20 protein-coding genes are annotated in these 21,167 nt (G+C 60.2%); 15 read left to right on the forward strand and 5 right to left on the reverse strand.

Going from position 1 to position 21,167, the window contains the following annotated elements; translation table 11 throughout:
• Nucleotides 1-30 precede the first annotated feature (30 nt).
• The 3 genes from ED655_RS06300 (at nt 31) to fusA (ending at nt 3,140) form a co-directional block, all read left to right on the forward strand.
• Nucleotides 31-375 (forward strand): hypothetical protein, encoded by a 345-nt coding sequence (locus ED655_RS06300; RefSeq protein ID WP_231944660.1) that lies wholly within the window; start codon nt 31-33, stop codon nt 373-375.
• 120 nt (nt 376-495) lie between these two features.
• The gene (gene rpmB, locus ED655_RS06305; protein ID WP_023977516.1) at nt 496-798 is read left to right on the forward strand and encodes a 50S ribosomal protein L28; all 303 of its coding nucleotides are present in this window, start codon (nt 496-498) and stop codon (nt 796-798) included.
• Between the two features lie 236 nt (nt 799-1,034).
• Nucleotides 1,035-3,140, forward strand: a complete 2,106-nt coding sequence (gene fusA / locus ED655_RS06310; protein WP_023977515.1) for an elongation factor G — start codon at nt 1,035-1,037, stop codon at nt 3,138-3,140.
• 212 nt (nt 3,141-3,352) lie between these two features.
• On the opposite strand, the gene ED655_RS15470 is transcribed toward fusA, so the two are convergent.
• Nucleotides 3,353-3,724, reverse strand: coding sequence for a hypothetical protein (locus ED655_RS15470; protein WP_162993414.1), 372 nt, complete (start codon nt 3,722-3,724; stop codon nt 3,353-3,355).
• 324 nt (nt 3,725-4,048) lie between these two features.
• On the opposite strand from ED655_RS15470, the gene ED655_RS06320 reads away from it, so the two are divergent.
• The 4 genes from ED655_RS06320 (at nt 4,049) to ED655_RS06335 (ending at nt 8,465) form a co-directional block, all read left to right on the forward strand.
• Nucleotides 4,049-4,645 (forward strand): TetR/AcrR family transcriptional regulator, encoded by a 597-nt coding sequence (locus ED655_RS06320; RefSeq protein WP_240993533.1) that lies wholly within the window; start codon nt 4,049-4,051, stop codon nt 4,643-4,645.
• A 230-nt stretch (nt 4,646-4,875) separates the two neighbouring features.
• Complete coding sequence (locus tag ED655_RS06325) at nt 4,876-6,432, forward strand: sugar ABC transporter ATP-binding protein (protein ID WP_122049431.1); 1,557 nt, start codon at nt 4,876-4,878, stop codon at nt 6,430-6,432.
• A 12-nt stretch (nt 6,433-6,444) separates the two neighbouring features.
• Nucleotides 6,445-7,464, forward strand: coding sequence for an ABC transporter permease subunit (locus tag ED655_RS06330; RefSeq protein ID WP_023977511.1), 1,020 nt, complete (start codon nt 6,445-6,447; stop codon nt 7,462-7,464).
• Between the two features lie 59 nt (nt 7,465-7,523).
• On the forward strand, nt 7,524-8,465 hold the full coding sequence (locus ED655_RS06335; RefSeq protein ID WP_023977510.1) for an ABC transporter substrate-binding protein: 942 nt from the start codon (nt 7,524-7,526) through the stop codon (nt 8,463-8,465).
• Nucleotides 8,466-8,513: 48 nt separating this feature from the next.
• Here the strand turns inward: ED655_RS06335 and ED655_RS06340 are convergent, their stop codons facing one another.
• From ED655_RS06340 to ED655_RS06350, 3 genes are all read right to left on the reverse strand, one after another.
• Nucleotides 8,514-8,771, reverse strand: coding sequence for a GlsB/YeaQ/YmgE family stress response membrane protein (locus ED655_RS06340; RefSeq protein WP_023977509.1), 258 nt, complete (start codon nt 8,769-8,771; stop codon nt 8,514-8,516).
• Nucleotides 8,772-8,869: 98 nt separating this feature from the next.
• Nucleotides 8,870-9,199, reverse strand: a complete 330-nt coding sequence (locus tag ED655_RS06345) for a hypothetical protein (protein WP_122049432.1) — start codon at nt 9,197-9,199, stop codon at nt 8,870-8,872.
• Between the two features lie 170 nt (nt 9,200-9,369).
• Nucleotides 9,370-12,123: a phosphoenolpyruvate carboxylase gene (locus tag ED655_RS06350; protein ID WP_122049581.1), complete on the reverse strand. Its 2,754-nt coding sequence runs from the start codon at nt 12,121-12,123 to the stop codon at nt 9,370-9,372.
• A 251-nt stretch (nt 12,124-12,374) separates the two neighbouring features.
• Here ED655_RS06350 and ED655_RS06355 point away from each other — a divergent pair, with 251 nt between their 5' ends.
• The 8 genes from ED655_RS06355 to ED655_RS06390 all read left to right on the forward strand — a co-directional run bounded on the left by ED655_RS06355 (nt 12,375) and on the right by ED655_RS06390 (nt 19,885).
• Nucleotides 12,375-13,706, forward strand: a complete 1,332-nt coding sequence (locus tag ED655_RS06355; protein WP_122049433.1) for a DUF445 domain-containing protein — start codon at nt 12,375-12,377, stop codon at nt 13,704-13,706.
• A 187-nt stretch (nt 13,707-13,893) separates the two neighbouring features.
• Nucleotides 13,894-14,379, forward strand: a complete 486-nt coding sequence (locus ED655_RS06360; protein ID WP_122049434.1) for an SUF system Fe-S cluster assembly regulator — start codon at nt 13,894-13,896, stop codon at nt 14,377-14,379.
• Between the two features lies 1 nt (nt 14,380).
• Nucleotides 14,381-15,871, forward strand: a complete 1,491-nt coding sequence (gene sufB, locus ED655_RS06365) for a Fe-S cluster assembly protein SufB (protein WP_023977504.1) — start codon at nt 14,381-14,383, stop codon at nt 15,869-15,871.
• 11 nt (nt 15,872-15,882) lie between these two features.
• Nucleotides 15,883-16,653 (forward strand): Fe-S cluster assembly ATPase SufC, encoded by a 771-nt coding sequence (sufC, locus tag ED655_RS06370; RefSeq protein WP_122049435.1) that lies wholly within the window; start codon nt 15,883-15,885, stop codon nt 16,651-16,653.
• Nucleotides 16,650-17,867: a Fe-S cluster assembly protein SufD gene (gene sufD, locus ED655_RS06375; protein ID WP_122049436.1), complete on the forward strand. Its 1,218-nt coding sequence runs from the start codon at nt 16,650-16,652 to the stop codon at nt 17,865-17,867. Before sufC ends, sufD begins: the two co-directional genes overlap by 4 nt.
• On the forward strand, nt 17,864-19,102 hold the full coding sequence (locus ED655_RS06380; protein ID WP_122049437.1) for an aminotransferase class V-fold PLP-dependent enzyme: 1,239 nt from the start codon (nt 17,864-17,866) through the stop codon (nt 19,100-19,102). Before sufD ends, ED655_RS06380 begins: the two co-directional genes overlap by 4 nt.
• 16 nt (nt 19,103-19,118) lie before the next feature.
• A complete protein-coding gene (locus tag ED655_RS06385) occupies nt 19,119-19,499 on the forward strand; it encodes an SUF system Fe-S cluster assembly protein (protein WP_122049438.1) in 381 nt (126 codons plus the stop codon).
• 14 nt (nt 19,500-19,513) lie between these two features.
• On the forward strand, nt 19,514-19,885 hold the full coding sequence (locus ED655_RS06390) for a HesB/IscA family protein (protein WP_122049439.1): 372 nt from the start codon (nt 19,514-19,516) through the stop codon (nt 19,883-19,885).
• Here the strand turns inward: ED655_RS06390 and ED655_RS06395 are convergent.
• The gene (locus tag ED655_RS06395) at nt 19,876-21,162 is read right to left on the reverse strand and encodes a class I SAM-dependent RNA methyltransferase (RefSeq protein ID WP_122049440.1); all 1,287 of its coding nucleotides are present in this window, start codon (nt 21,160-21,162) and stop codon (nt 19,876-19,878) included. The genes ED655_RS06390 and ED655_RS06395 overlap by 10 nt on opposite strands.
• Nucleotides 21,163-21,167: the final 5 nt, after the last annotated feature.

Raw genomic sequence — 21,167 nt, forward strand, 5'->3', positions numbered from 1 at the left:
GGATACGAAGCAACCACAAGGAGAACGCCCATGACCAAGCCGGCTGATGACCTCGCCCAGGATTTCCGCCCCGATCAGGCCGTGGAAGAGGATATTCGCGAGCAGGCGGCTCATGAGGTGTCAGGCGACCCGGAAGGTGTCGAGATTCCTGAGGAGCTTCGTCAGTGCGGCGTCGTGATCGACAAGGCGATCGGTTATCTGGTCGAACAGAACCTGCCGACCGAACTCATCGCGTCGGCGCTGCTTGGCGGATCGATGGGCGTGCTGGCGCGGACAACCGATGCCGAAACGATGGTTCGCATGCTTCAGACGGCCATAGACAGCGTCCGATCGGGCGAACTGCTCTGTGCGGACGCCTTTTCCGACGGCGAATGACCGGTTTGGGTCGCTTTCGGCTTGACGGGAGCGGGGGGCTCCGTCATAAGCCGCGCCTTAACGCATCGTCGTATGCCGGGAGTGGTCTCGGCGATCATATTACTACCGAGGATCAAGTCCATGTCACGCCGCTGCCAAATCACGGGCAAGGGTGTGCTGACGGGCAACAACGTCAGCCACGCCAACAACAAGACCCGTCGCCGTTTCCTGCCCAACCTGCAGGAAATCACCCTTCTGTCCGACATTCTGGGCACGGGCGTTCGTCTGCGTCTCTCCACGCAGGGCATCCGTACGGTTGAGCATAATGGCGGTCTGGACTCGTTCCTGATCAGCACGCCGAACCGCAAGCTCCCGGTCGAGGCTCAGGTCATCAAGCGCCGCATCCTGCGCGCTCAGGAAAGCAAGGCCGCTCAGACCGCCTGAGTCTGACGGCGCCAGCCTGACGCTTCGGCGGAAAAGGCTGGCTGCAACAAAATTGGCCTTGAAAACGTGGTCGGGTTGTTTCATTCAGCCTCTCGATCACAAGGCCCACTTGGTCGGTCCGGCTTCGACGTATTTCTTACCGGGTTTCTTCGGAAAAAGCGTCGATCTGTGACGGCCACGGCAAAGGTGTTTCGGGGCGGCCTGAAGCACCTTTCATCGCATTCTGGAGGTATCCCGTGTCCGAAAGCAGCGTCGCAGAAGCCAAATCGGCTCTCTCGAAGATCCGCAATATCGGTATCACCGCGCATATTGATGCCGGCAAGACCACGACGACCGAGCGTATTCTGTACTACACCGGCGTGTCGCATCGCATTGGTGAAGTGCATGACGGCAACACGACCACCGACTACATGGCGCAGGAACGTGAGCGTGGCATCACGATCACCTCGGCAGCCGTGACCTGCGAGTGGGAAAACCACCGCATCAACATCATCGACACCCCGGGCCACATCGACTTCAACATTGAAGTGAACCGCTCGCTGCGCGTGCTTGACGGCGCGATCTTCATCATCGAAGGCGTTGCCGGTGTTCAGCCGCAGTCAGAAACCAACTGGCGTCTTGCTGACCGCTATAACGTTCCGCGCGTCATCTTCATCAACAAGCTCGATCGTACCGGCGCCGATTTCTATCGCGCGTTCGACACGCTGAAGGAAAAGCTCGACATCGTCGCTATTCCGCTTCAGCTGCCGATCGGCATTGAAGAAAACTTTGTTGGCGTGGTCGACCTGGTCGAAATGCGCGCCATCATCTGGGAAGGCGGCGAGCTGGGCGCGAAGTTCCACTATGCCGAGATCCCCGATGACCTGAAGGAAAAGGCAGCAGAAGCCCGCCAGAACCTTCTGGACACCGCGCTGAGCGTTGATGAAGCCGCTATCGAAGAATACTTCGAGAAGGGCGATGTCGACGTCGCAACGCTGAAGAAGTGCATCAAGAAGGGCGCCATTTCCGGCGTGTTCCGTCCCGTCCTGTGCGGCACGGCCTTCAAGAACAAGGGCGTTCAGCCGCTCCTCGATGCCGTTATCGATTACCTGCCGGCTCCTGACGAAGTCGAAGGCATCCGTATCGCGCCGCCGGAAGGCGAAGAGGTTGACGAGAACTTCCTGCCGATCGTGCCGGTCGATCCCGATGGCAAGTTCGCTGGTCTCGCGTTCAAGATCATTTCGGACAAGTACGGCACCCTGACCTTCGTGCGCGTCTATCGTGGCGTCCTGAAGTCGGGCGATACCGTGCTGAACACGACGAAGGGCCACAAGGAACGCGTGGGCCGCATGTTCCAGATGCACGCTGACAAGCGTGAGGAAGTCAAGCAGGTCGGCGCTGGCGATATCGCTGCTTTCGTGGGTCTGAAGGACACCCAGACGGGTGACACCCTGGCCGATGCTGCCGATCCGGTTGTTCTGGAGCGCATGCAGTTCCCGGTTCCGGTGATCGACATCTCGGTCGAGCCGAAGACCAAGGACGGCGTTGAGAAGATGACGCTGGCCCTGCAGAAGCTGGCCGCTGAAGATCCCTCGCTGCAGCTCAAGACCGATCAGGAAACGGGTCAGACCATCCTGTCCGGCATGGGCGAGCTGCATCTGGACATCATCGTGGACCGTCTGCGTCGTGAATACGGCGTTGAAGCCAATGTCGGTGCGCCTCAGGTGGCCTATCGCGAGACGATCTCGCGTGCCCACACCGAGACCTACACCCACAAGAAGCAGTCCGGTGGTTCGGGTCAGTACGCTGAAGTCAAGATCGAGTTCGTGCCTGTCGAGCGTAACGAAGGCATCAGCTTCGAGAACAAGGTCGTTGGCGGTACGGTTCCGAAGGAATACATCCCGGCTGTCGAAAAGGGCATCCGCATGCAGTCCTCGACGGGCGTGCTGGCTGGCTTCCCGACGGTAGACTTCAAGTTCACGCTGCTTGACGGCAAGTACCATGACGTTGACTCGTCGGCTCTCGCCTTCGAAATCGCCGCCAAGGCCTGCTTCCGTGAAGGCATGAAGAATGCCGGCCCCGTGATCCTTGAGCCGATCATGGACGTCGAAATCACGACTCCGAACGATCACGTCGGTGACGTGGTGGGCGACCTTAACCGTCGTCGTGGCATCATCCAGAGCCAGGAGACGGCCGGTTCGACCGTCATGATCCGCGCTCAGGTGCCGCTGAAGGAAATGTTCGGCTACATCTCGCATCTGCGTTCGGCCACCAAGGGCCGCGCGTCGTTCACGATGCAGTTCCATCACTATGATCCGGTGCCGCGCAACGTGGCCGACGAGATCATGGCGAAGAGCGCCTGATCCTTCAGGTTCAGTCTCGGAACACGGAAAAGCCGCCCTTTCGGGCGGCTTTTTTCGTTTCGAGCAATCATGCGCGGGAGCGGTCGTATTTGGGGACGATCGTGATGACGGTGCAGGAGGCTGGAAACGGCAGGGAGGCGCTTGTGACGAGAGAGGCACTTACTCTTCATGAGCGCTTATGAACGCCAGCGGTGTATCAAGACGCATTCCAGTCAGAGGGCAGGGTGGGCACGCCGGTAGAAGCGATAAAGTGCCGGACCACGAAAACTGAGCAGGACCATGATGAGCAAACTGAGTTTCAGCCCGATCTGCTCTGCAAGCACGTCCTGAGTCTGCAAGGACATCACAAGCAGTGTCAGGGCACGCAGGCCGAAATACCCAGCCCAGATGAGGGTGTAGAGACGGAAGAACCGCGAAAGAGTGGGATTGCCACGATCGAGCATCTGGCCCTCGCGCTGCTCTGCCAGCAGCTGGATCATGGGCACACGCCAGGAACTCCCCAACAGGAAAAGGGCTGCGAGCAGTGTGGCGCAGAGGGCCGCGAAGATATCCGGGGAAAGCTGCGCACGCAGCGTCATATCCATGATGCCGAATCCCAGAGCCGTACAATTCAAGGCAAGCCACAGACGATCGAATGGAACAGAAGCGCGCCAACGGCGAAAGGTGCTCGCGCCAATCAGAGCACAACAGGCGGGAAAGGCGTATGCTTCAACATGAAAACATTCGCCACCCCAGATCAGGGCAAGGGCACCCAGTTCGGTAAGGAGCGCTCGGAGGGGTAAACGATGTGCATCTCTCTGTTGTGCCATTAATCTGTTTCCTGTGTAATCTTTTCCATAAAAAGATTGCGTTTACTTGGGTCATGATGTCAAACTTTTCCTTGTAAAGATGTGGCGGAGGGGGATTTCTTGACCCAATATGTGGAGAGTTATCATCACGGCGATCTTGCCAAAGCGCTGATGCGGGCGGCGCGGGTCGTCATCCAGCGCGATGGTATCGAGGCCCTGACCCTGCGCGCCGTCACGCGGGAGGTTGGCGTCTCTGCCACCGCTGCTGTGCCACATTTCGGCAACCTGACCGGATTGCGCTCAGCCCTTGCGGCCGAAGGGTATGAGGCCCTTGCTGATGCCCTGACCCAGGCCATGTCGGGATCGCCCCGGGTGAACGCTCATGCTGTCGGTATGGCCTATATCGGTTTTGCCCTAGAAAATCCGGACCTGTTTCGGCTGATGTTTCGCCGTGCATTGCTTGATTACGCGCTGCCAGATCTTGCGCAGGCGTCATCGCGTGCTTTTGCCGCTCTGCGTGGACTCGCGGGCAGGGAAGAATCTCACCCGGCCCCAACCGATGCAATGCCCCGCATGGCGGGACTATGGGGGCGCGTTCATGGCCTTTCGCTTCTGGCCATAGACGGGATGTTCGACCCGTTCCTCCACAGTGCTGAGGCCGGAGTGCTTCCTGACTTTTTGAGCAAGGCGCTCGGTGAGGGTCAGCCTGGACCGTGAGATTCCATGATCGGATGCTGACCCATCAGGATGGAAAATGACCGGCCACGAGAATGCTCACAATGTGATTTATAACATGAACCACATTTAACTATCACATATCCGTTATAAAACCAAAGATTGCAAAAACATTATATAAATTTAACAAAATATCTGCTTCTCTCCTGTGAGGCAGAGGGACGCGTAAGGACCCGTCCGGCTGCCAGCGTTTAATCCGGGAGACTGGTCCCATGACACTGGCCCAACACATTTCGTGTGACACGCATGGCGGTGCGCCGCTTCTGCAGGTCGAGGGTATTTCCAAAACATTCTCGGGAGTGAAGGTTCTCAAGGATGTTTCGCTGGTCGCTTACGGCGGCGAGATCCTGGCGCTCATGGGGGAGAACGGGGCCGGTAAATCCACCCTGATGAAAATCCTTTCCGGTGCCTATACGGCAGACCCGGGCGGCGAGATCCGCATTGCAGGCCAGACAGCCAGAATTACAAATCCAGGCTCAGCGCGGGCACTTGGGATTGGCATCATCTATCAGGAACTGGCGCTCGCGCCGAACCTGACCGTTGCCGAAAATATCCATCTGGGTTCTGAACTGCGCAAGAACGGCATGATCGACCGCGCCGCCATGAACGAGGCCTGTCGGGGTCTGCTCAAGGAACTCGGGGCACCTTTCGGGCCGGAAGACCTGCTCTCAACTATGTCGGTAGCCGAGCAGCAACTTGTCGAGATCGCCCGCGCGCTGCATCGCGATGCCCGCATTCTCGTTCTCGACGAGCCCACCACGGCCCTTTCAGCCCGCGAGACGGATCGTCTGTTCGCGCTCATCCGTCAGCTTCGGGCCAAGGGGCTGGCACTGATCTATATCAGCCATCGCATGGACGAAATCGACGAACTGGCAGATCGGGTTTCGGTGCTTCGCGATGGTGCCCATGTCGGCACGCTCGAAAAGCACGAGCTTTCTTCCGGGCGCATCGTCAGCCTGATGGTCGGGCGTGATCTGTCGAGCTTTTACGAAAAAGACGGCAATCACATTCGCCACGATGCTGCGCCCATTCTGAAGGTCGAGGGACTGACGGATGGCAAGCGCGTTCAGCCAACCAGTTTCGACCTGCGGCCCGGTGAGGTGCTCGGCATCGCCGGGCTGGTCGGGGCAGGGCGTACCGAACTCGCGCGCCTGATTTTCGGTGCGGATCAGAAAACCGGCGGCACAGTGTGGCTCGACTCCCGCAAGATCGACATCCGCTCACCGCGCGACGCGCTGGCGGCGGGCATTGCGTATCTTACGGAAGACCGCAAGGCACTCGGGCTTTTTCTGGATATGTCGTGCAGCGGCAACATCAATCTTGGCGTGGTCGAGCGTGACTCCCGTATGGGCGTGCTCGATCAGGGCAAAGGTCGCACACGCGCAACCGGGTCGTTCTCTGCCCTGCGGATCAAGGCACAGAACATGCTCACCAATGTCGGGGGGTTGTCAGGTGGCAACCAGCAGAAGGTCCTGCTTGGCCGCCTGCTCGAAACCGGCCCCAAGGTTCTGATTCTCGACGAGCCGACACGCGGCGTCGATATCGGTGCCAAGACTGAAATATACCGCATCATCAACGATCTGGCTGCCCAGGGTCTCGGGATCATCGTCATCTCCAGCGAGATGGCCGAGATCATCGGCGTCAGTGATCGGGTTCTTGTCATGCGCGAAGGTCACATGACCGGTGAACTTGAAGGCAAGGCCATCACGCAGGAGGCCATCATGTCTCTCGCTGTCGGGCTCGTCTCCCCATCGCCAATCGCCGCCTAGGATATCATCTCCATGAGCAACACTCTCAACCCGGCGGTGGCGGCCTCACCAGCTGCCCAGCTGAACGCACGCGCCACCACGCGCAGCATCCTTCAGGCAGCGGGCATGCTGCCTGTGCTGATCCTTCTCGCGCTGGGCTTCCATTTCCTGGGTGGTCATCGCTTCCTGTCCGGCCAGAACCTCTCCATCATTGCCCAGCAGGCCTCAATCAATACGGTGCTGGCCTCAGGCATGACCTTCGTCATCCTGACAGGTGGAATCGACCTGTCTGTCGGGTCGATCCTCGCCTTCGCTGCCATGTGCGGACTGATCGTCTCGCTCATGCCGCATCTGGCTTGGCTTGCCGTGCCCGCCTGCCTTGGTGCCGGACTTCTGATCGGCGTGTTCAACGGTGCGCTGATTGCAGGAGTGAAGATACCGCCTTTCATCGTCACCCTTGGTACGCTGACCGCTGTGCGCGGCCTTGCCCGCCTGATGGGCAATGACCGCACGATCTTCAACCCCGATCTCTCTTTTGCTTGGATCGGTAATGACGGGATCGCCATTACCTCGACCTTCACCATTCCCTGGCTGGCTGTCATCGCCTTTGCCGTCGTGGTGGCAAGCTGGTTCATCCTGCGTCGCACGGTGCTGGGTGTGCATATCTACGCGATTGGCGGCAATCCGTCCGCTGCGCGTCTGGCCGGTATTCGTGTCGGTCTGGTTCTCATGTTCGTCTATGCGGCTTCGGGCCTTCTGGCCGGGCTGGGTGCAGTCATGTCGTCGGCGCGTCTCTACGCAGCGAACGGCCTGCAACTCGGTCAGTCCTATGAGCTCGACGCCATTGCCGCAGTCATTCTGGGTGGAACCTCATTTGTGGGCGGTATCGGTTCAATCTGGGGCACGCTTGTCGGTGCTCTCCTGATTGCCGTGCTCACCAACGGGCTCATCCTGATTGGCGTCTCCGATATCTGGCAGTTCATCGTCAAGGGTCTGGTCATCATCGTGGCCGTGGCACTCGACAGGTTCCGTGCACCGACAGCCCGCACCTGAGCCGCCATTTATTCCACCGGTTCCAGAGTTTGTTTCTCTTCCGTTTCGGATTTTTCAAGATGATCACTCGTACGAAATTCTTCCTCGGTGCTCTCGCTCTCTCCACCGTTCTGGCGGCGCCCGCGGCACGGGCTGATGGCATCAGCAATGTCGGTGTCTCGGTCGGCTCACTCGGCAATCCCTACTTCGTGGCGCTGGTGAAGGGCGCCACCACACAGCTCAAGAGCATCGCCCCGAGCGCCAGCATCAATGCGTTGTCGGCTGATTACGATCTCAACAAGCAGTTTTCGCAGATGGACAGTTTCGTCACCTCTGGCGTGAATCTGATCCTGCTCAATGGTGTGGACCCGCAGGCCGTCATGCCTGCCGTCAAACGTGTGCAGAAGGCCGGTGCGACCGTCATTGCGGTTGACGTGGCCTCGGCGGGTGTCGATGGCACCGTGCAAACCGATAACGTCGCCGCTGGGCGTATCTCCTGCGAGTACCTTGCCAAGAAAATCGACGGCAAGGGCGAGGTCGCCATTGAAAACGGCCCCCAGGTTTCGTCGATTATCGACCGTGTGAAGGGGTGCAAGGAGGTTCTTGCGAAGTACCCTGATATCAAGATCGTCAGCGACGACCAGAATGGTGGTGCCGAGCGCGATCTCGGGTTCAAGGTGATGCAGGGCTTCCTTGTGCGCTTCCCGAACCTGAAGGGTGTGTTTGCGATCAATGACCCTGAGGCAATCGGTGGCGATCTGGCCATTCGCCAGGCCCATCGTCAGGGTATTGTCGTTACCTCTGTCGACGGTGCGCCCGATATCGTTTCGTCGCTCAAGGATCCGCGCTCGTCCGTGGTGGCCTCGGCCAGCCAGGACCCTTACCAGATGGGCAAGGACGGCGTGGCGATGGGGCAGGCCATCAAGGATGGCAAGGTTGCCAAGGGTACGGTGCGCCTGATGCCGCCAACCCTGATCACGCGTGACAACGTTGGCAGCTACAAGGGCTGGACTGGCGAGTAAATCGCCTTGCAGCTATCCCCCGGTGCTGAGGCATCGGGGGAAAGTCTTTTAGTTCTGCTGATTATTGGTTGCGAAGATGCGATAGATCAGCAGCAGGATCATGGCGCCGAATACGGATGCGACAAAACCGGCAGGCTGGCCGGGATGATAGAAATGCAGCTTCTGGCCGATCCAGCTCGCCAGCAGCGCACCAGCCACACCAAGAAAGATCGTGATGATGAAGCCACCCGGGTCACGGCCGGGCATCAGGAATTTCGCGATCAGTCCCACAAAGAAACCGACAATCAGTGTCCAGATCAGATGCATGTCATCTCCTTGAATGGATAGGGTAGTCTATCACGTTACCGTGAGTATCACGAAGCGCTCGTCATGACACCAGCCACTTGCGTCGCAAGGGTGACAGGTCAATGCGCTGCGTTGAGCGCCCAGCATCGCGATGTCGGAATATTCTGGTCATTGCGCAGGTCCGGGGGGGTGAGTGCACATAACGCCACGTGGCCGCGTTGGCTCAGTGTCAGGACGAGTTCCGGCCCGGTTTGTGTCGTTGTGGTGATGGCATACCCTTGGTCGAGCAGGGAGGTGAGAGAACCGGCGAGCGGCTTCATCGTGGTCGGCACGGCAGGGGCGGAATAGGGTGATTTCACCCCCGACTCAGGCAGAATGCCCGTTGTCTCTGCGGCCTGTGCGAGGCCGGGTACGGCGAGTGCCAAAATCAAAGCAGTGTATCGTATCATGATCTCTCCTTTCCAAGATGCGGGCCAAGTGGGCGCCGCTTCAGACAAGGGGCGCAAGCTGCGCCGCAAAGGTCATGAACGATGGCAGGACAGGTTTTGTTCAGCTGTCGCGCCCGGCCATGCCGTCCAGCCCCCTATAGAGGCGGGAGGGACCGCATGGGGAGACTGACTTAGCCGAACGACCCATTGGCATGCATGACCGCCACGCTGATTTCACGCAGCAGGGCAAACAGGCGCGCCATCGGGGCAAAGATTTCTTCATGCTCGCGCGTGAAGCCGTGATCGTCACGTGGGCCGCTCGGCTCGTGGAAGTCCAGATCGGTCACGATACCCGCAGATTGCGGGAAGATTTCCGAAAGACGCTTGAGCACGGCAGGAATTTCGAGCTGAAGCACGAGGCGCAGCAGGGTCTCACGATTGATATCGTTGCGCGGGCTGAAATACGGGATGCGTGTAGCCAGCAGCCAGATCTGCCCGATCACGGCATGGCGAATGGCGTGCAGCGTGCGCTCCTGCGCGCTCATCTTGAGCGTGTGGCTCCAGACGGATTCGAGCGCGATATGGTCAGCCTGGATGCGGCGGAACATGGCTGGCAGGCTGCGCCAGAATTCGAGTCCCTCCAGACCATCGGCGAGAACGAGGTGCTGGCTTCGCTGTTCCTCATTGCGGGCCGAGGCTGCCCGATCGAGCCAGGTGCCGGGGTCGAGCAGGCGCACAATGCCACGCAGGGCGCCGATATCCGAATGGGCGGCGGCCTGGCGGGCAAAATCGAGCGCAAGGCCGAAGCGACGGCTGCTGCGGGCCAGCTTCTCGAATGTTTCCGGGTGGCGGGATGCAGCCGTACCGAAACCCTGCAGCACATTGGTCCACCAGCCGAGCTGCTCGAGAATGGCGTTGTTCGGGATGGCGCGAAGCTGGCTGGGATGGGTGATGCGCGTGACACTGATGCCATCGCCCTGACGGGCCGAGGGGCGTGATCCTGATTTGTCGATCAGTGCCGGACCGAATGCGCCGAGAAGCCCCGCATAACCCGGATCTTCCACAAGGCTGCTCATGTCGAGCGCGATGGTCGAGAAGAAATCGGCGGAGAAATCGGGCTCGTCATAAATCGGATCGCGCGACGTGGAGAGCGGGCGCACAAGATGTTCTGCAAGCGTGGCGATCGTCGAGGCTGCCAGCGGGGCCGTGCCGAACAGGGTATAGCCATCGCCACCCTGAAAAGCGGCTTCCTCGCGCAGGCGGATACCGGCTTTTGCGAACAAGCCGCGTGTATGATCGGGCGAGAAATAGCTGAGGCGGTCTGACAGGCTGAAGGGATGTGCCCCACGGCCGATGCTCTCGCCATGCGTGTCGAACAGGACGAGTTCGATATCCTGCATGCCGTGCTTTTGCATGAGCGACAGGGTGCGCAGGCGAAGGCGCTCGACGAGGTTCGTCGCGGCAAGCTGGCCGATATAGCGGCCCGAATCCGAATAGCCGAATTGCAGGCAGAGACGACCGTTATTGCGGATATACTGGCGCCAATGCGGTGAGCGGAAAGCCTCTTCCAGAATGATCTCACCATGTTCGAGGGCGCTTTGCGTCTCAAAGAGCGGTGAAATCTGGATCTGCTCGTCGCGAATACCCAGCAGGCGGGCCAGCCAGAGAGTGGCGAGAAGCGTATAGCCGCTTTCTGTTTCGGCAATCAGGAAGCGTATGGGTGTGGCGCTGTCGATGTGTTTGAGGATCTGCGCCATCGTCATCATGAGACGGCCAGCAGAGGATTGCTCCATCATCACCGCGCCGAAATCGACCGGGATAGGTTCCTTGATCCCTTCCAGCGCCTCGTTGATCTGTGACAGCACCAGACGGCGGCGTGAGGGAATGGTCGGGTCGTCCTCGATGCCGAGGCGATGGCGCACGACGTTGTAGATCTGTGTCGCATTGAGGCGCGTGTGGATATGCGCAGCACCAAGGCCATGCGCCATGAAGCCCGAACGTGCGGTCAGCAGGGCGCTGCGCTTTTCCCCATCGATAAGCGCTAAAGCCTCATCGAAAAGGGGGCGAAGCGTCTCGGCGGAAATCAGGGCAGATTCGCGTCGGCTTACCAGCGCCTGCGCAAAGGCGGCGATGGCATTGGCGTCGTGATGCTGCTGGTCAGGGCAGGCAGCCTCCTGCTCCTTGACTGCGCCAAGGGCAACATCGATGCGGGCGACCAGTTGCGAGCACTGCGGCAGGAGGGATTCGAGCTGTGTGCGCAGGCGTTCCAGCTGCGTGCGCTTGAGTGCCAGCCGGATACGCAGCGTGTCCCACCAATGGATATCGCTGCGGCCATCTGTATCGAACCCGACCCAGGTTGCCAGTATCAGGGTGCGTATGTCGAGCGTGCCCAGCGTTTCGCCCTGATCCGGCCAACGCTTGCTGGCATGATCGAGAATGGCAGCGTTGAAGATGTCGAGGGCATCGCGACCGCGCAATATGGCCGTCAGTGCCAGATTCTGCTCGTGAGCGAGGGTCGGGGCCGCTTCGCGCCGATGGGATTTGAGTTCGGGCAGGCGATGGCTCGGCTCGGTCGCCATTTCAACAATGTGACGATAGACGTTATCGGCCAGCGCGAAGGTGGGATGGGCGGTGAACACAGCGGCAAAACCGGGGCGCGACAGGCGCGCAACCAGCGTCCCGACGCTGTCGCAACTCTCCACGGTCAGGCGTGCAGCCTCGGCAAGGCGTGCCGCCGGTGTGGTCTCGTCCCTGAGCCCGACATAGCTGCGCAGACGAGCCGCACGCTGCTTCAGATTCGCATCACGCAGGACGCGCACCGCGTTTTCAAGCGTGGGGACGGACAGGGCGCCGTCGATCAGTTCGTCACCGATCTGGCTGGACAGGGTCTCGATCGGGTCGGGCGCGTGACGCTCATGGGCGGCACGGTCCTGAAGCGCCTGCATCTCGCCAGTCAGACGTTCGGCAAAAGCCGCGCCATCTCGCAGGTCCGGCACGGTTTTCGGATCGGCCTTGCTCTCGGGTTTCGGGGCAGGCGTTCCGGAAGAGGCGTGATGCGGCGCGGTATTGGACAAGGCACTCTCGCTTATGTTCAGTTCACGGACTGCGCCCGGTTTTCCATGCCCCAGGAGTGATGGCAATGGTGGATTGCGGGAGGCGCAGGACTTTTTATCCCGCCGGTGGTAATCGATCCATCATGCAACAAGCGTTTTCCGAGAATCCGCCGCCAACGCAACGACCTGCCGAAACCTCGACGACCGAAGCCGAGGCGCTCGCCGCACTCAGGGCGTCCCGCCGTCTGGCGGGCGGGCTGCTGGTCGGTATGGGCGGGCTCATGGTTGTATCGGCCGGGCTGCCGGCTCTGGGTCTTGTCAAGGACGGCCTTGTTCTGGAAGTGCTGCGTTCCGGGGCGCGGGCCGGGGTGGTAGGCGGCATTGCCGACTGGTTTGCGGTCACGGCACTGTTTCGCCATCCGCTGGGGCTGCCCATTCCGCATACGGCTGTTCTGCCACGTCAGCAGCCCAGGCTGGCACGGGCCCTGGGGCGTTTTGTCTCAACGCAGTTTTTCACTGAGGAGGATGCCGGGCGGGCGCTGGCCTCGGCAGATGTCGCCCGTATCCTGGCCAATCTCTTGCGGCAGCCGCGCACAGCCAATGCCACGGCGTCTGCCCTCCGTCGTAGCGTGCCGGACATGCTGGACCGTCTGGAGGACGGGCGGGCGAGTGCTGCCATTGCCAAGGCACTGCCGGTGCTGGCGCGGGGGGAGGCCTCCATCAACGTCATCACCCGTGCGCTGCGCGCACTGGTTGAGGATGAACTGCATCAGGAGGTGCTCTCGGCGCTGCTTGAGCGTTTCAAGATTGCCGTGCAGAAACGCGAGACAACGTTGCGCAGCTTCATTGAGGAGCGTGTGCGTGAGCAGGGCGGTCGCATGATCGGCTGGGCCATTGGCCCCTCTGTCGCCAATCGTGTGATCACGGCCCTCTATCTGGAACTCGAGCGGATCGACCCTCAGGACTCCGAGCTGCGCGAGGGTTTCACCAGCTGGATACGGACCGAGATCGACCGGCTGGAACAGGACCCCGAGCGGCGGGCGCGTTTTGGCGATGCCGTAAGCGGTTATCTTGGGCATGACAGCCTCAAGCTGTGGTGGTCCGAGATATGGCAGCGCTTCAGGACCCTCGCCGAGGATGATTTGGCCTGTGAGAATGGCTGGAGCCGCAGCGTAATCGAGACGGCATTGCAGAGTCTTGCCGACCAGCTTGACCACGACCCCACCATGCGCGCGCGCCTTGAGCAGACGCTGCGGACGACACTTGTGCGTATCCTGCCATCGCTTCGTGACAAGCTGGCCGCCTATATCGCCTCCGTCATGGAGCGGTGGGACCCGGCGGAACTGTCCGCGCGGCTGGAGCAGCGTGTAGGGCGCGATCTGCAATATATCCGGATCAACGGGACTCTGGTCGGTTTCGTGGTGGGTGCGGTGCTGGATATGCTCATGCGGCTCTGTTTCGGCCATCTGGGCTGACCCACCGTCCTGCGGTGCGAGGCCTGTGCGGTCATACGTCGCGCGCAGGATGCACAACCAGCTGTTTTATCCTCATGACAAAAGGCGAAAAGGGTTGACGCGGGAGCCTCGGACGCGCATCTGCTAGAAAAATAGCACCATTTAGGTCTTTAATTTCTGTTCATGCGGAACTGATCGAGGGAGCAGGATGCTCAGGTTATCGAAACTCGCTGATTACGCTACGGTTCTGCTCGTGCAGCTTGGCCAACAGGACACGCTCATGACAGCCACTGCGCTCGCGGGTGCGACCGGTGTGCCCGAGCCGACGGTTGCCAAGCTCCTGAAGGGGCTTGCAGCAGACGGGCTTGTGGCCTCGCATCGCGGGGCACGTGGCGGCTATCGTCTCGCCCGTTCGCTCTCCGATATCTCGATCGCTGCCGTCATTACGTCGGTCGATGGTCCGATTGCACTCACGGCCTGTGTTGAAGGGCGTGTGTGCGAGGCCAAGTCGCTCTGCTCTCTCTCCTCAGGGCAGTGGGACATGGTGAACACGGCCATTCGCTCGACCCTTGAATCCATCAATCTGGCGGATATGAGCCGCGCCCATCTCTCGGGCGGCTTCATGCCGGCGTCACGCTGTGTGACGCATGATCACGCCGAAAATCACGACCAGCATCCTGCCAGGGAGGGATGACATGCCAGCCGTAACCGAAACACGCGAAGCCGTCGAAACCCTTGGCCAGTCGACCTATAAATGGGGTTTCGAGACCGAGATCGAAATGGAGTTCGCGCCCAAGGGCCTGAGCGAGGACACGATCCGGTTCATTTCCGCGCGCAAGCAGGAACCCGAATGGATGCTCGAATGGCGCCTTCAGGCTTTTCGCGCCTGGAAGTCCATGGAAGAGCCGAGCTGGCAGAAGCCCCATTATCCTGCCATCGACTATCAGGATGCATTCTACTTCGCCGAGCCGAAGACGAAACCCGGTCCGAAATCGCTGGAAGAAGTCGATCCCGAGCTGCTGCGGACCTATGAAAAGCTCGGTATCCCGCTGCACGAGCAGGCCATTCTGGCCGGGGTCGAGGGCGCGGGCGAGCCTGAGGCACGCCTGCCCGTGGCGGTCGATGCCGTGTTTGACTCCGTTTCGGTGGTGACGACATTCCGCAAGACTCTGGAAGAGGCTGGCGTGATTTTCTGCCCGATATCGGACGCTATTCGCGAGCATCCCGAGCTGGTGAAGCGCTATCTCGGCTCGGTTGTGCCGGTCAGTGATAATTTCTTTGCCGCGCTCAACTCCGCCGTGTTTACCGATGGCTCGTTTGTCTATGTGCCGGAGGGTGTGCGTTGCCCGATGGAGCTGTCGACCTATTTCCGCATCAATGCCCGCAATACCGGGCAGTTCGAGCGCACGCTGATCATCTGTGAGGATCGGGCGACTGTCTCGTATCTCGAGGGCTGCACCGCGCCTATGCGCGACGAGAACCAGCTTCATGCAGCCGTGGTCGAACTGGTGGCCATGAACGATGCCACCATCAAGTATTCGACGGTGCAGAACTGGTATCCCGGCGACGAGAACGGCAAGGGCGGCATCTATAATTTTGTGACCAAACGCGGCGCCTGCCGCGGTCGCAATGCCAAGATCTCCTGGACACAGGTCGAGACCGGCTCCGCCATTACATGGAAATACCCTTCCTGTATCCTGGCGGGTGAGGGCTCGGTCGGCGAGTTCTACTCGGTGGCTGTGACCAATAACCGCCAGCAGGCTGATACGGGCACGAAGATGATCCATCTGGCGCCAAATACGCGCTCGACCATCATCGCCAAGACCATCTCGGCCGGACATTCGGACAGCACCTATCGTGGACTGGTGCGCATGATGCCCAAGGCACGTGGTGCCCGTAATTTCACGCAGTGCGACAGCCTGCTGATCGGTGATCAGTGTGGCGCGCATACCGTGCCCTATATCGAGAACCGCAACATGACGGCCCGCGTCGAGCATGAGGCGACCACCTCGAAAATTTCCGAGGACCAGCTGTTCTATTGCCGGTCCCGTGGCCTGTCGGAAGAAGATGCGGTGGGTCTGATCGTCAACGGGTTCTGCAAGGATGTCCTGAAGGAACTCCCCATGGAGTTTGCAGTGGAAGCACAGAAGCTCCTGCAACTCAGTCTTGAAGGTAGCGTCGGGTAAAGAGCCGCAACATGAATGATTTTCTGAAAATTTCCGGTCTCTGTGCGCAGATCGACGACAACGGAACCCCCAAGGAGATTCTGCGCGGTCTGGATCTCGAAGTACCCAAGGGCGAGATTCACGCCATCATGGGGCCCAACGGGTCGGGAAAGTCGACCCTGTCCTATGTGCTGGCCGGGCGTGACGATTATGAAGTCACGGGTGGCAGCGCCTCCTTCCAGGGCGAGGATCTGCTGGCCCTCGAGCCGGAAGAGCGTGCAGCACTTGGTCTGTTCCTTGCCTTCCAGGCACCGGTGGAGTTGCCGGGCGTCAATAATGCGAACTTCCTTCGCACGGCCGTGAATGCTGTTCGTCGCGCCCGCAAGGAAGACGAGCTGGATGCTGTGGGCTTCCTGAAGGCGGTTCGCGCGGAAACCAGGCACCTGCACATGTCGGACGACATGCTCAAGCGTAACGTGAATGTCGGCTTCTCGGGCGGCGAGAAGAAGCGCAACGAAGTGCTTCAGATGCGTATGCTGCGCCCGAAATTCGCGATCCTCGACGAAACCGATAGTGGCCTTGATATCGATGCCCTGCGTATCGTGGCCGAGGGCGTCAACAGCCTGCGCGGGCCTGATTTCTCGGCGCTGATCATCACCCATCATCAGCGTCTGCTGGATTATATCCAGCCGGACCGCGTGCACGTGATGGCCAAGGGACGAATCATCCATAGCGGTGGCGCAGAAGTGGCGCTCGCACTGGAAGCCCAGGGTTATCAGCAATATCTCGAGGCGGTGGCATGAGCGACGTCGCAGCCTTGTCGCCTGCGGTCGGGTCGTTTCTGACACGTGCCCATGAGGGTGAAGCCCGCGCGCTGCTGGCGCAGCAGGGCCTGCCCCAGCGTCGTGCAGAAGCGTGGCGCTATACACCGCTTCGCGAGATCGAGAAAACGAGCTTCGACGCGCCAAAGCCCGTGTCGCTTGGCGATGCGGAAGCGCTTCTCGCTCGTCTGGCACCTGAAGCGCGCACCGGGAATCGCGTTGTCTTCATCAATGGGTCGCTGGTTTCCGGGCTGACACGCCTGCCTGAGGATGTTGTCATCACGAACGACGTGGCATCGCTGGTGGCCGATCGGCCTTTGAGCGTGCTCAACAACGCCCTGCGTCAGCCCGGTCTGTCGCTGGTTGTGCCGGAGAACGTTCAGGCCGGTCAGGTCTGCCTCGTCTCGCTGGTGACGACCGATACGCCGGTCTCGACCCATCTTGCGCATCAGGTCACACTCGGGGCCGGGGCGTCGCTGACCCTGCTCGATATCCAGTCGGGTGAGGGGGGCTATCTTGCCAATCCGAGCCTTACGGTGTCGGTCGCGGAAAAAGCGCATCTGACCCATCTGCGTGTTCAGCAGGACAGCCTTGAGGCCACCAACCTGGCTTTCGTCAATGCCTGCGTGGCTGAGCATGGAACGTATGACAGCTTCACCCTGACGCTGGGGGCCAGGCTCTCGCGTCATGAGGTGCTGGCGCATCTGGCCGGAAAGCATGCCGTGGTGCATGTGAATGCGGCCCAGCTTCTGGCTGGCGCGCAGCATGCCGATCTTACATCGGTCATCACCCATGCCGCACCCGACTGCAATTCGCGCCAGACCGTCAAGAACGTGCTTATGGATGCGGCTCATGGCGTGTTCCAGGGCAAGATCCACGTTCATCGCGTGGCTCAGAAAACCGATGGCTATCAGATGAACCAGGCGCTTCTTCTTTCGGAGAAGGCCCAGATTGACAGCAAGCCCGAGCTGGAAATCTATGCGGATGACGTGAAGTGCAGCCATGGCGCGACCGTTGGCGCGCTTGATGACGAGCAGCTTTTCTATCTGCGTGCGCGCGGCATCCCCTATGCGGAAGCAAGGGCCATTCTCGTGCGCGCCTTCCTGCTGGATGCGCTGTCTCTCGTGACTGACGAGGCGGCTCATGCCCTGCTCGACCAGCGCGTGGATGCCTGGTGGCAAAAAAGAGAGGGATGATGTCCTTAATCGACATGCTCGACCGTTTTTCTGCCCTGCGCAGCCGGTTTCCGATCCTGTCCGAGACGGTTCATGGCCGCCCGCTGGTCTTTCTGGACAGCGCGGCGTCGTCGCAGAAACCGGATTGCGTGATCGAGGCCATGATGTACGCGATGCAGCACCAATACGCGAATATCCATCGCGGGCTGCACTGGATGAGCGAGCGTACGACCGAAGCCTATGAATCGGTGCGTACGCAGGTCGCGCGTTTTTTGAACGCCCCTGACCGTCATGAGGTCATCTTCACACGCAACAGCACCGAGGCCATCAATCTCGTTGCTCATTCCTATGGCGCCTTGCTCAAGCCGGGTCAGGCGGTGCTGATTTCGGAACTCGAGCATCACTCCAATCTCGTGCCGTGGCAGATGCTGCGTGACCGCGTCGGGATCGAATTGCGCGTCGCCCCCATTACCGAGACCGGCGATCTCGATCTCGAGGCCTATGAATCCCTGCTGGCCGATGGCCGCGTCGGGCTTGTGGCCATCACGCATATGTCCAACGTTCTGGGCACGCTGACACCTGCTAAGACACTCGCGCGTCTGGCCCATCAATACGGGGCGAAGATCCTGCTCGACGGGTCACAATCGGCCGTGCATCGCGCGATCGACGTGCAGGATCTGGACGCTGACTTCTTCGTTTGCACAGGGCACAAGCTCTACGGTCCGACCGGGATTGGTGTGCTCTGGGCACGCAGCGAATTGCTCAATGCCATGCCTCCATTCCTTGGTGGCGGCGAAATGATCGAGACCGTGAGTTTCGCGAAATCGAGCTGGGCCGCTATCCCGCACAAGTTCGAGGCGGGAACGCCTCCTATCATCGAGGTGATCGGACTTGGCGCTGCGCTCTCCTTTATGGAAGAGCTGGGTGCTGCATCCATTGCCGCCCATGAAAACGCGCTCGTGGCCTACACGCGTGACGTGCTGGGAGGCAGCGAAGGCGTGAAGCTGATTGGTTCTCCGACAGAACAGGGTGGTGTGGTCTCTTTCATTGTCGAGGGCGCGCACCCACATGATCTGGCGGTGCTGCTGGATCGGCAGGGTATTGCGATACGTGCTGGCCAGCATTGTGCCGAGCCGTTGATCAGACGCCTTGGCCTGACGGCTACGGCCAGAGCCAGTTTCGGCGTTTACACCACACGAGATGATATCGACGCATTGGTGAAGGGCGTAGCACGCGCCCGTCAGATGCTGGTCTGACCAAGGGAGATCGTTCATGTCTGAAGAAGGTCACATCCTGACCAGACCGCTTGGCGCTCCGGCGGAAACGCCAGCGCCGGAAGCTCATGTCGGTGTTCCGGACGAGGATAGCGTCATATCGGCTATCGCGACCGTTTATGACCCGGAAATACCGGTCAATATCTACGAGCTGGGGCTGATCTACGCGATCGACCTGCATGATGATGGGCGCGTGGATATCGAAATGACGCTGACCGCCCCGAATTGCCCGAGCGCACAGGAATTGCCCGAGCAGGTGCGAGAGGCTGTGGCGGCGCTTCCCGGTGTCAGCAATGCCAGCGTCTCGATTGTCTGGGATCCACCATGGGATATGAGCCGCATGAGCGACGACGCCCGCCTTGCGCTGAACATGTTCTGAACCGGGAGAGAACCATGAGCGATACGACAACCGCCCCGGCACCGGTGAAGCGCGCCCTGCCGCCCCTGATGCAGATGACGGAGCGCGCTGCCGCACGGCTGAAGAAGCTCTATGAGGGCGCAAACAAGGGCCAGCTTTTGCGTATTGGCGTGAACACGCGTGGCTGTTCAGGCATGTCTTATGACATGAGCTTTGTGGAGAGCGTGTCACCCGGTGATGAGCGCGTTACCGATCACGGGGTAGATGTGCTGATCGATCGCAAGGCGACACTGTTTCTGATTGGTACGGTGATGGATTACGAGGTCAAGGATCTCGAATCTGGCTTCACCTTTACCAATCCGAATGAGAAGGGCCGTTGCGGCTGTGGTGAAAGCTTTCACGTCTGACGACGTGAAAGCCGCTTCTTGCTTCTGGTAAAGGCGACAACGGCTTCAACCTCGGTCGACCAGAGGAACTGGTCGATAACCGCGATCGACAGCACCTCGTAACCCGCCTTTTTTAGGAGCGCCGAATCCTTGCTCAGCGCCTGCGGGTTGCAGCTGACATAGATGATGTCCTCGACCTTGGACCGCGCGATATGATCCATCTGGATCAGCGCACCTGCGTGAGGTGGATCCAGAACGACGACTCGCGCCTTTTCGAACTCTTTCGCAATAAGCGGTTGGCGCGTCAGATCGCGATGCGTTGTCTCGATGCGCTGGCCAATCGCCCCCGATTTTAGCGCAGCAATGGCCTCGAAGTGGCCTTCATAGGCGAGGACGCGGCCCTTCTGGGCGAGGGGGACGGTTAATGTGCCGAAACCAGCAAACAACTCGACGATAGGGTCGCGGCGGTTCAGCGCAGGCAGTGCAGCGAGAACGGCCTCGGCGATGGCGGTCTCGCTTTGGGCGCTAGCCTGCAGAAAGCCGCCAGGGGGCGGTGTAAGCTTCACGCTGCCAAATTCATGAAAAACCGGGCCCTGTTGGGCAACGATTTCATAGCCGTCATTCGGGCGGCGTTTCGAGCGCCATGAGATACGCGGGATCTTATGTCTCTTGCCGAAATTGGCGAGCTTCCCCCGATCGGTCGGGACAAGCGCCGCGTCCGTCGAAAGCAGAATATCGGGTCCGGAGCTGTAGAGATTGATCTGCAGATCACCCCCGCCTGTGACGGCGCCGAGTGAGCCAAGAACCTCGCGCAAAGGAGCGAGCAGAGCAAAAAGGGCAGGATCGATGACATGACACTCGGTCATATCCACGACATCGCCATGGCGGCGATGCAGCCCAAGGATAATCCGACCGGGCAGGCGCTGGAACGCCAGATCGATGCGGCGTCGGCTTTCAACCGGCACCTGCATGGCCTCGATACGGGGCAGATTGTCGAAGCCTGCACGCTGCAACGCATGCGCAACGAGACCTGTCTTCCATTCAAGAAGAGCTGGCAGGGCGGTTGTCTGCATGGAGCAGCCGCCGCAGCTGTCAAACAGCGCACAGACAGGGGCAACGCGATTGGCTGAAGCACTCTCGATATCGAGCACCTCGATATGCCGATCACTGCCAACACGCAGCTTCAGGCGGTCACCGGGGACAGCTTGCGGAATATAGGCGGGCTTGTCATCGATAAGGACAAGCCCGTCGCCGTTCGCCCCGTAGGAGAGAACGGTTGTATCAATCAGGGACGCCATGATCG

Origin of the sequence: Asaia bogorensis, assembly GCF_900465345.1 — a bacterium.
In the GTDB taxonomy this organism is placed as follows: Bacteria; Pseudomonadota; Alphaproteobacteria; order Acetobacterales; family Acetobacteraceae; genus Asaia; species Asaia bogorensis_A.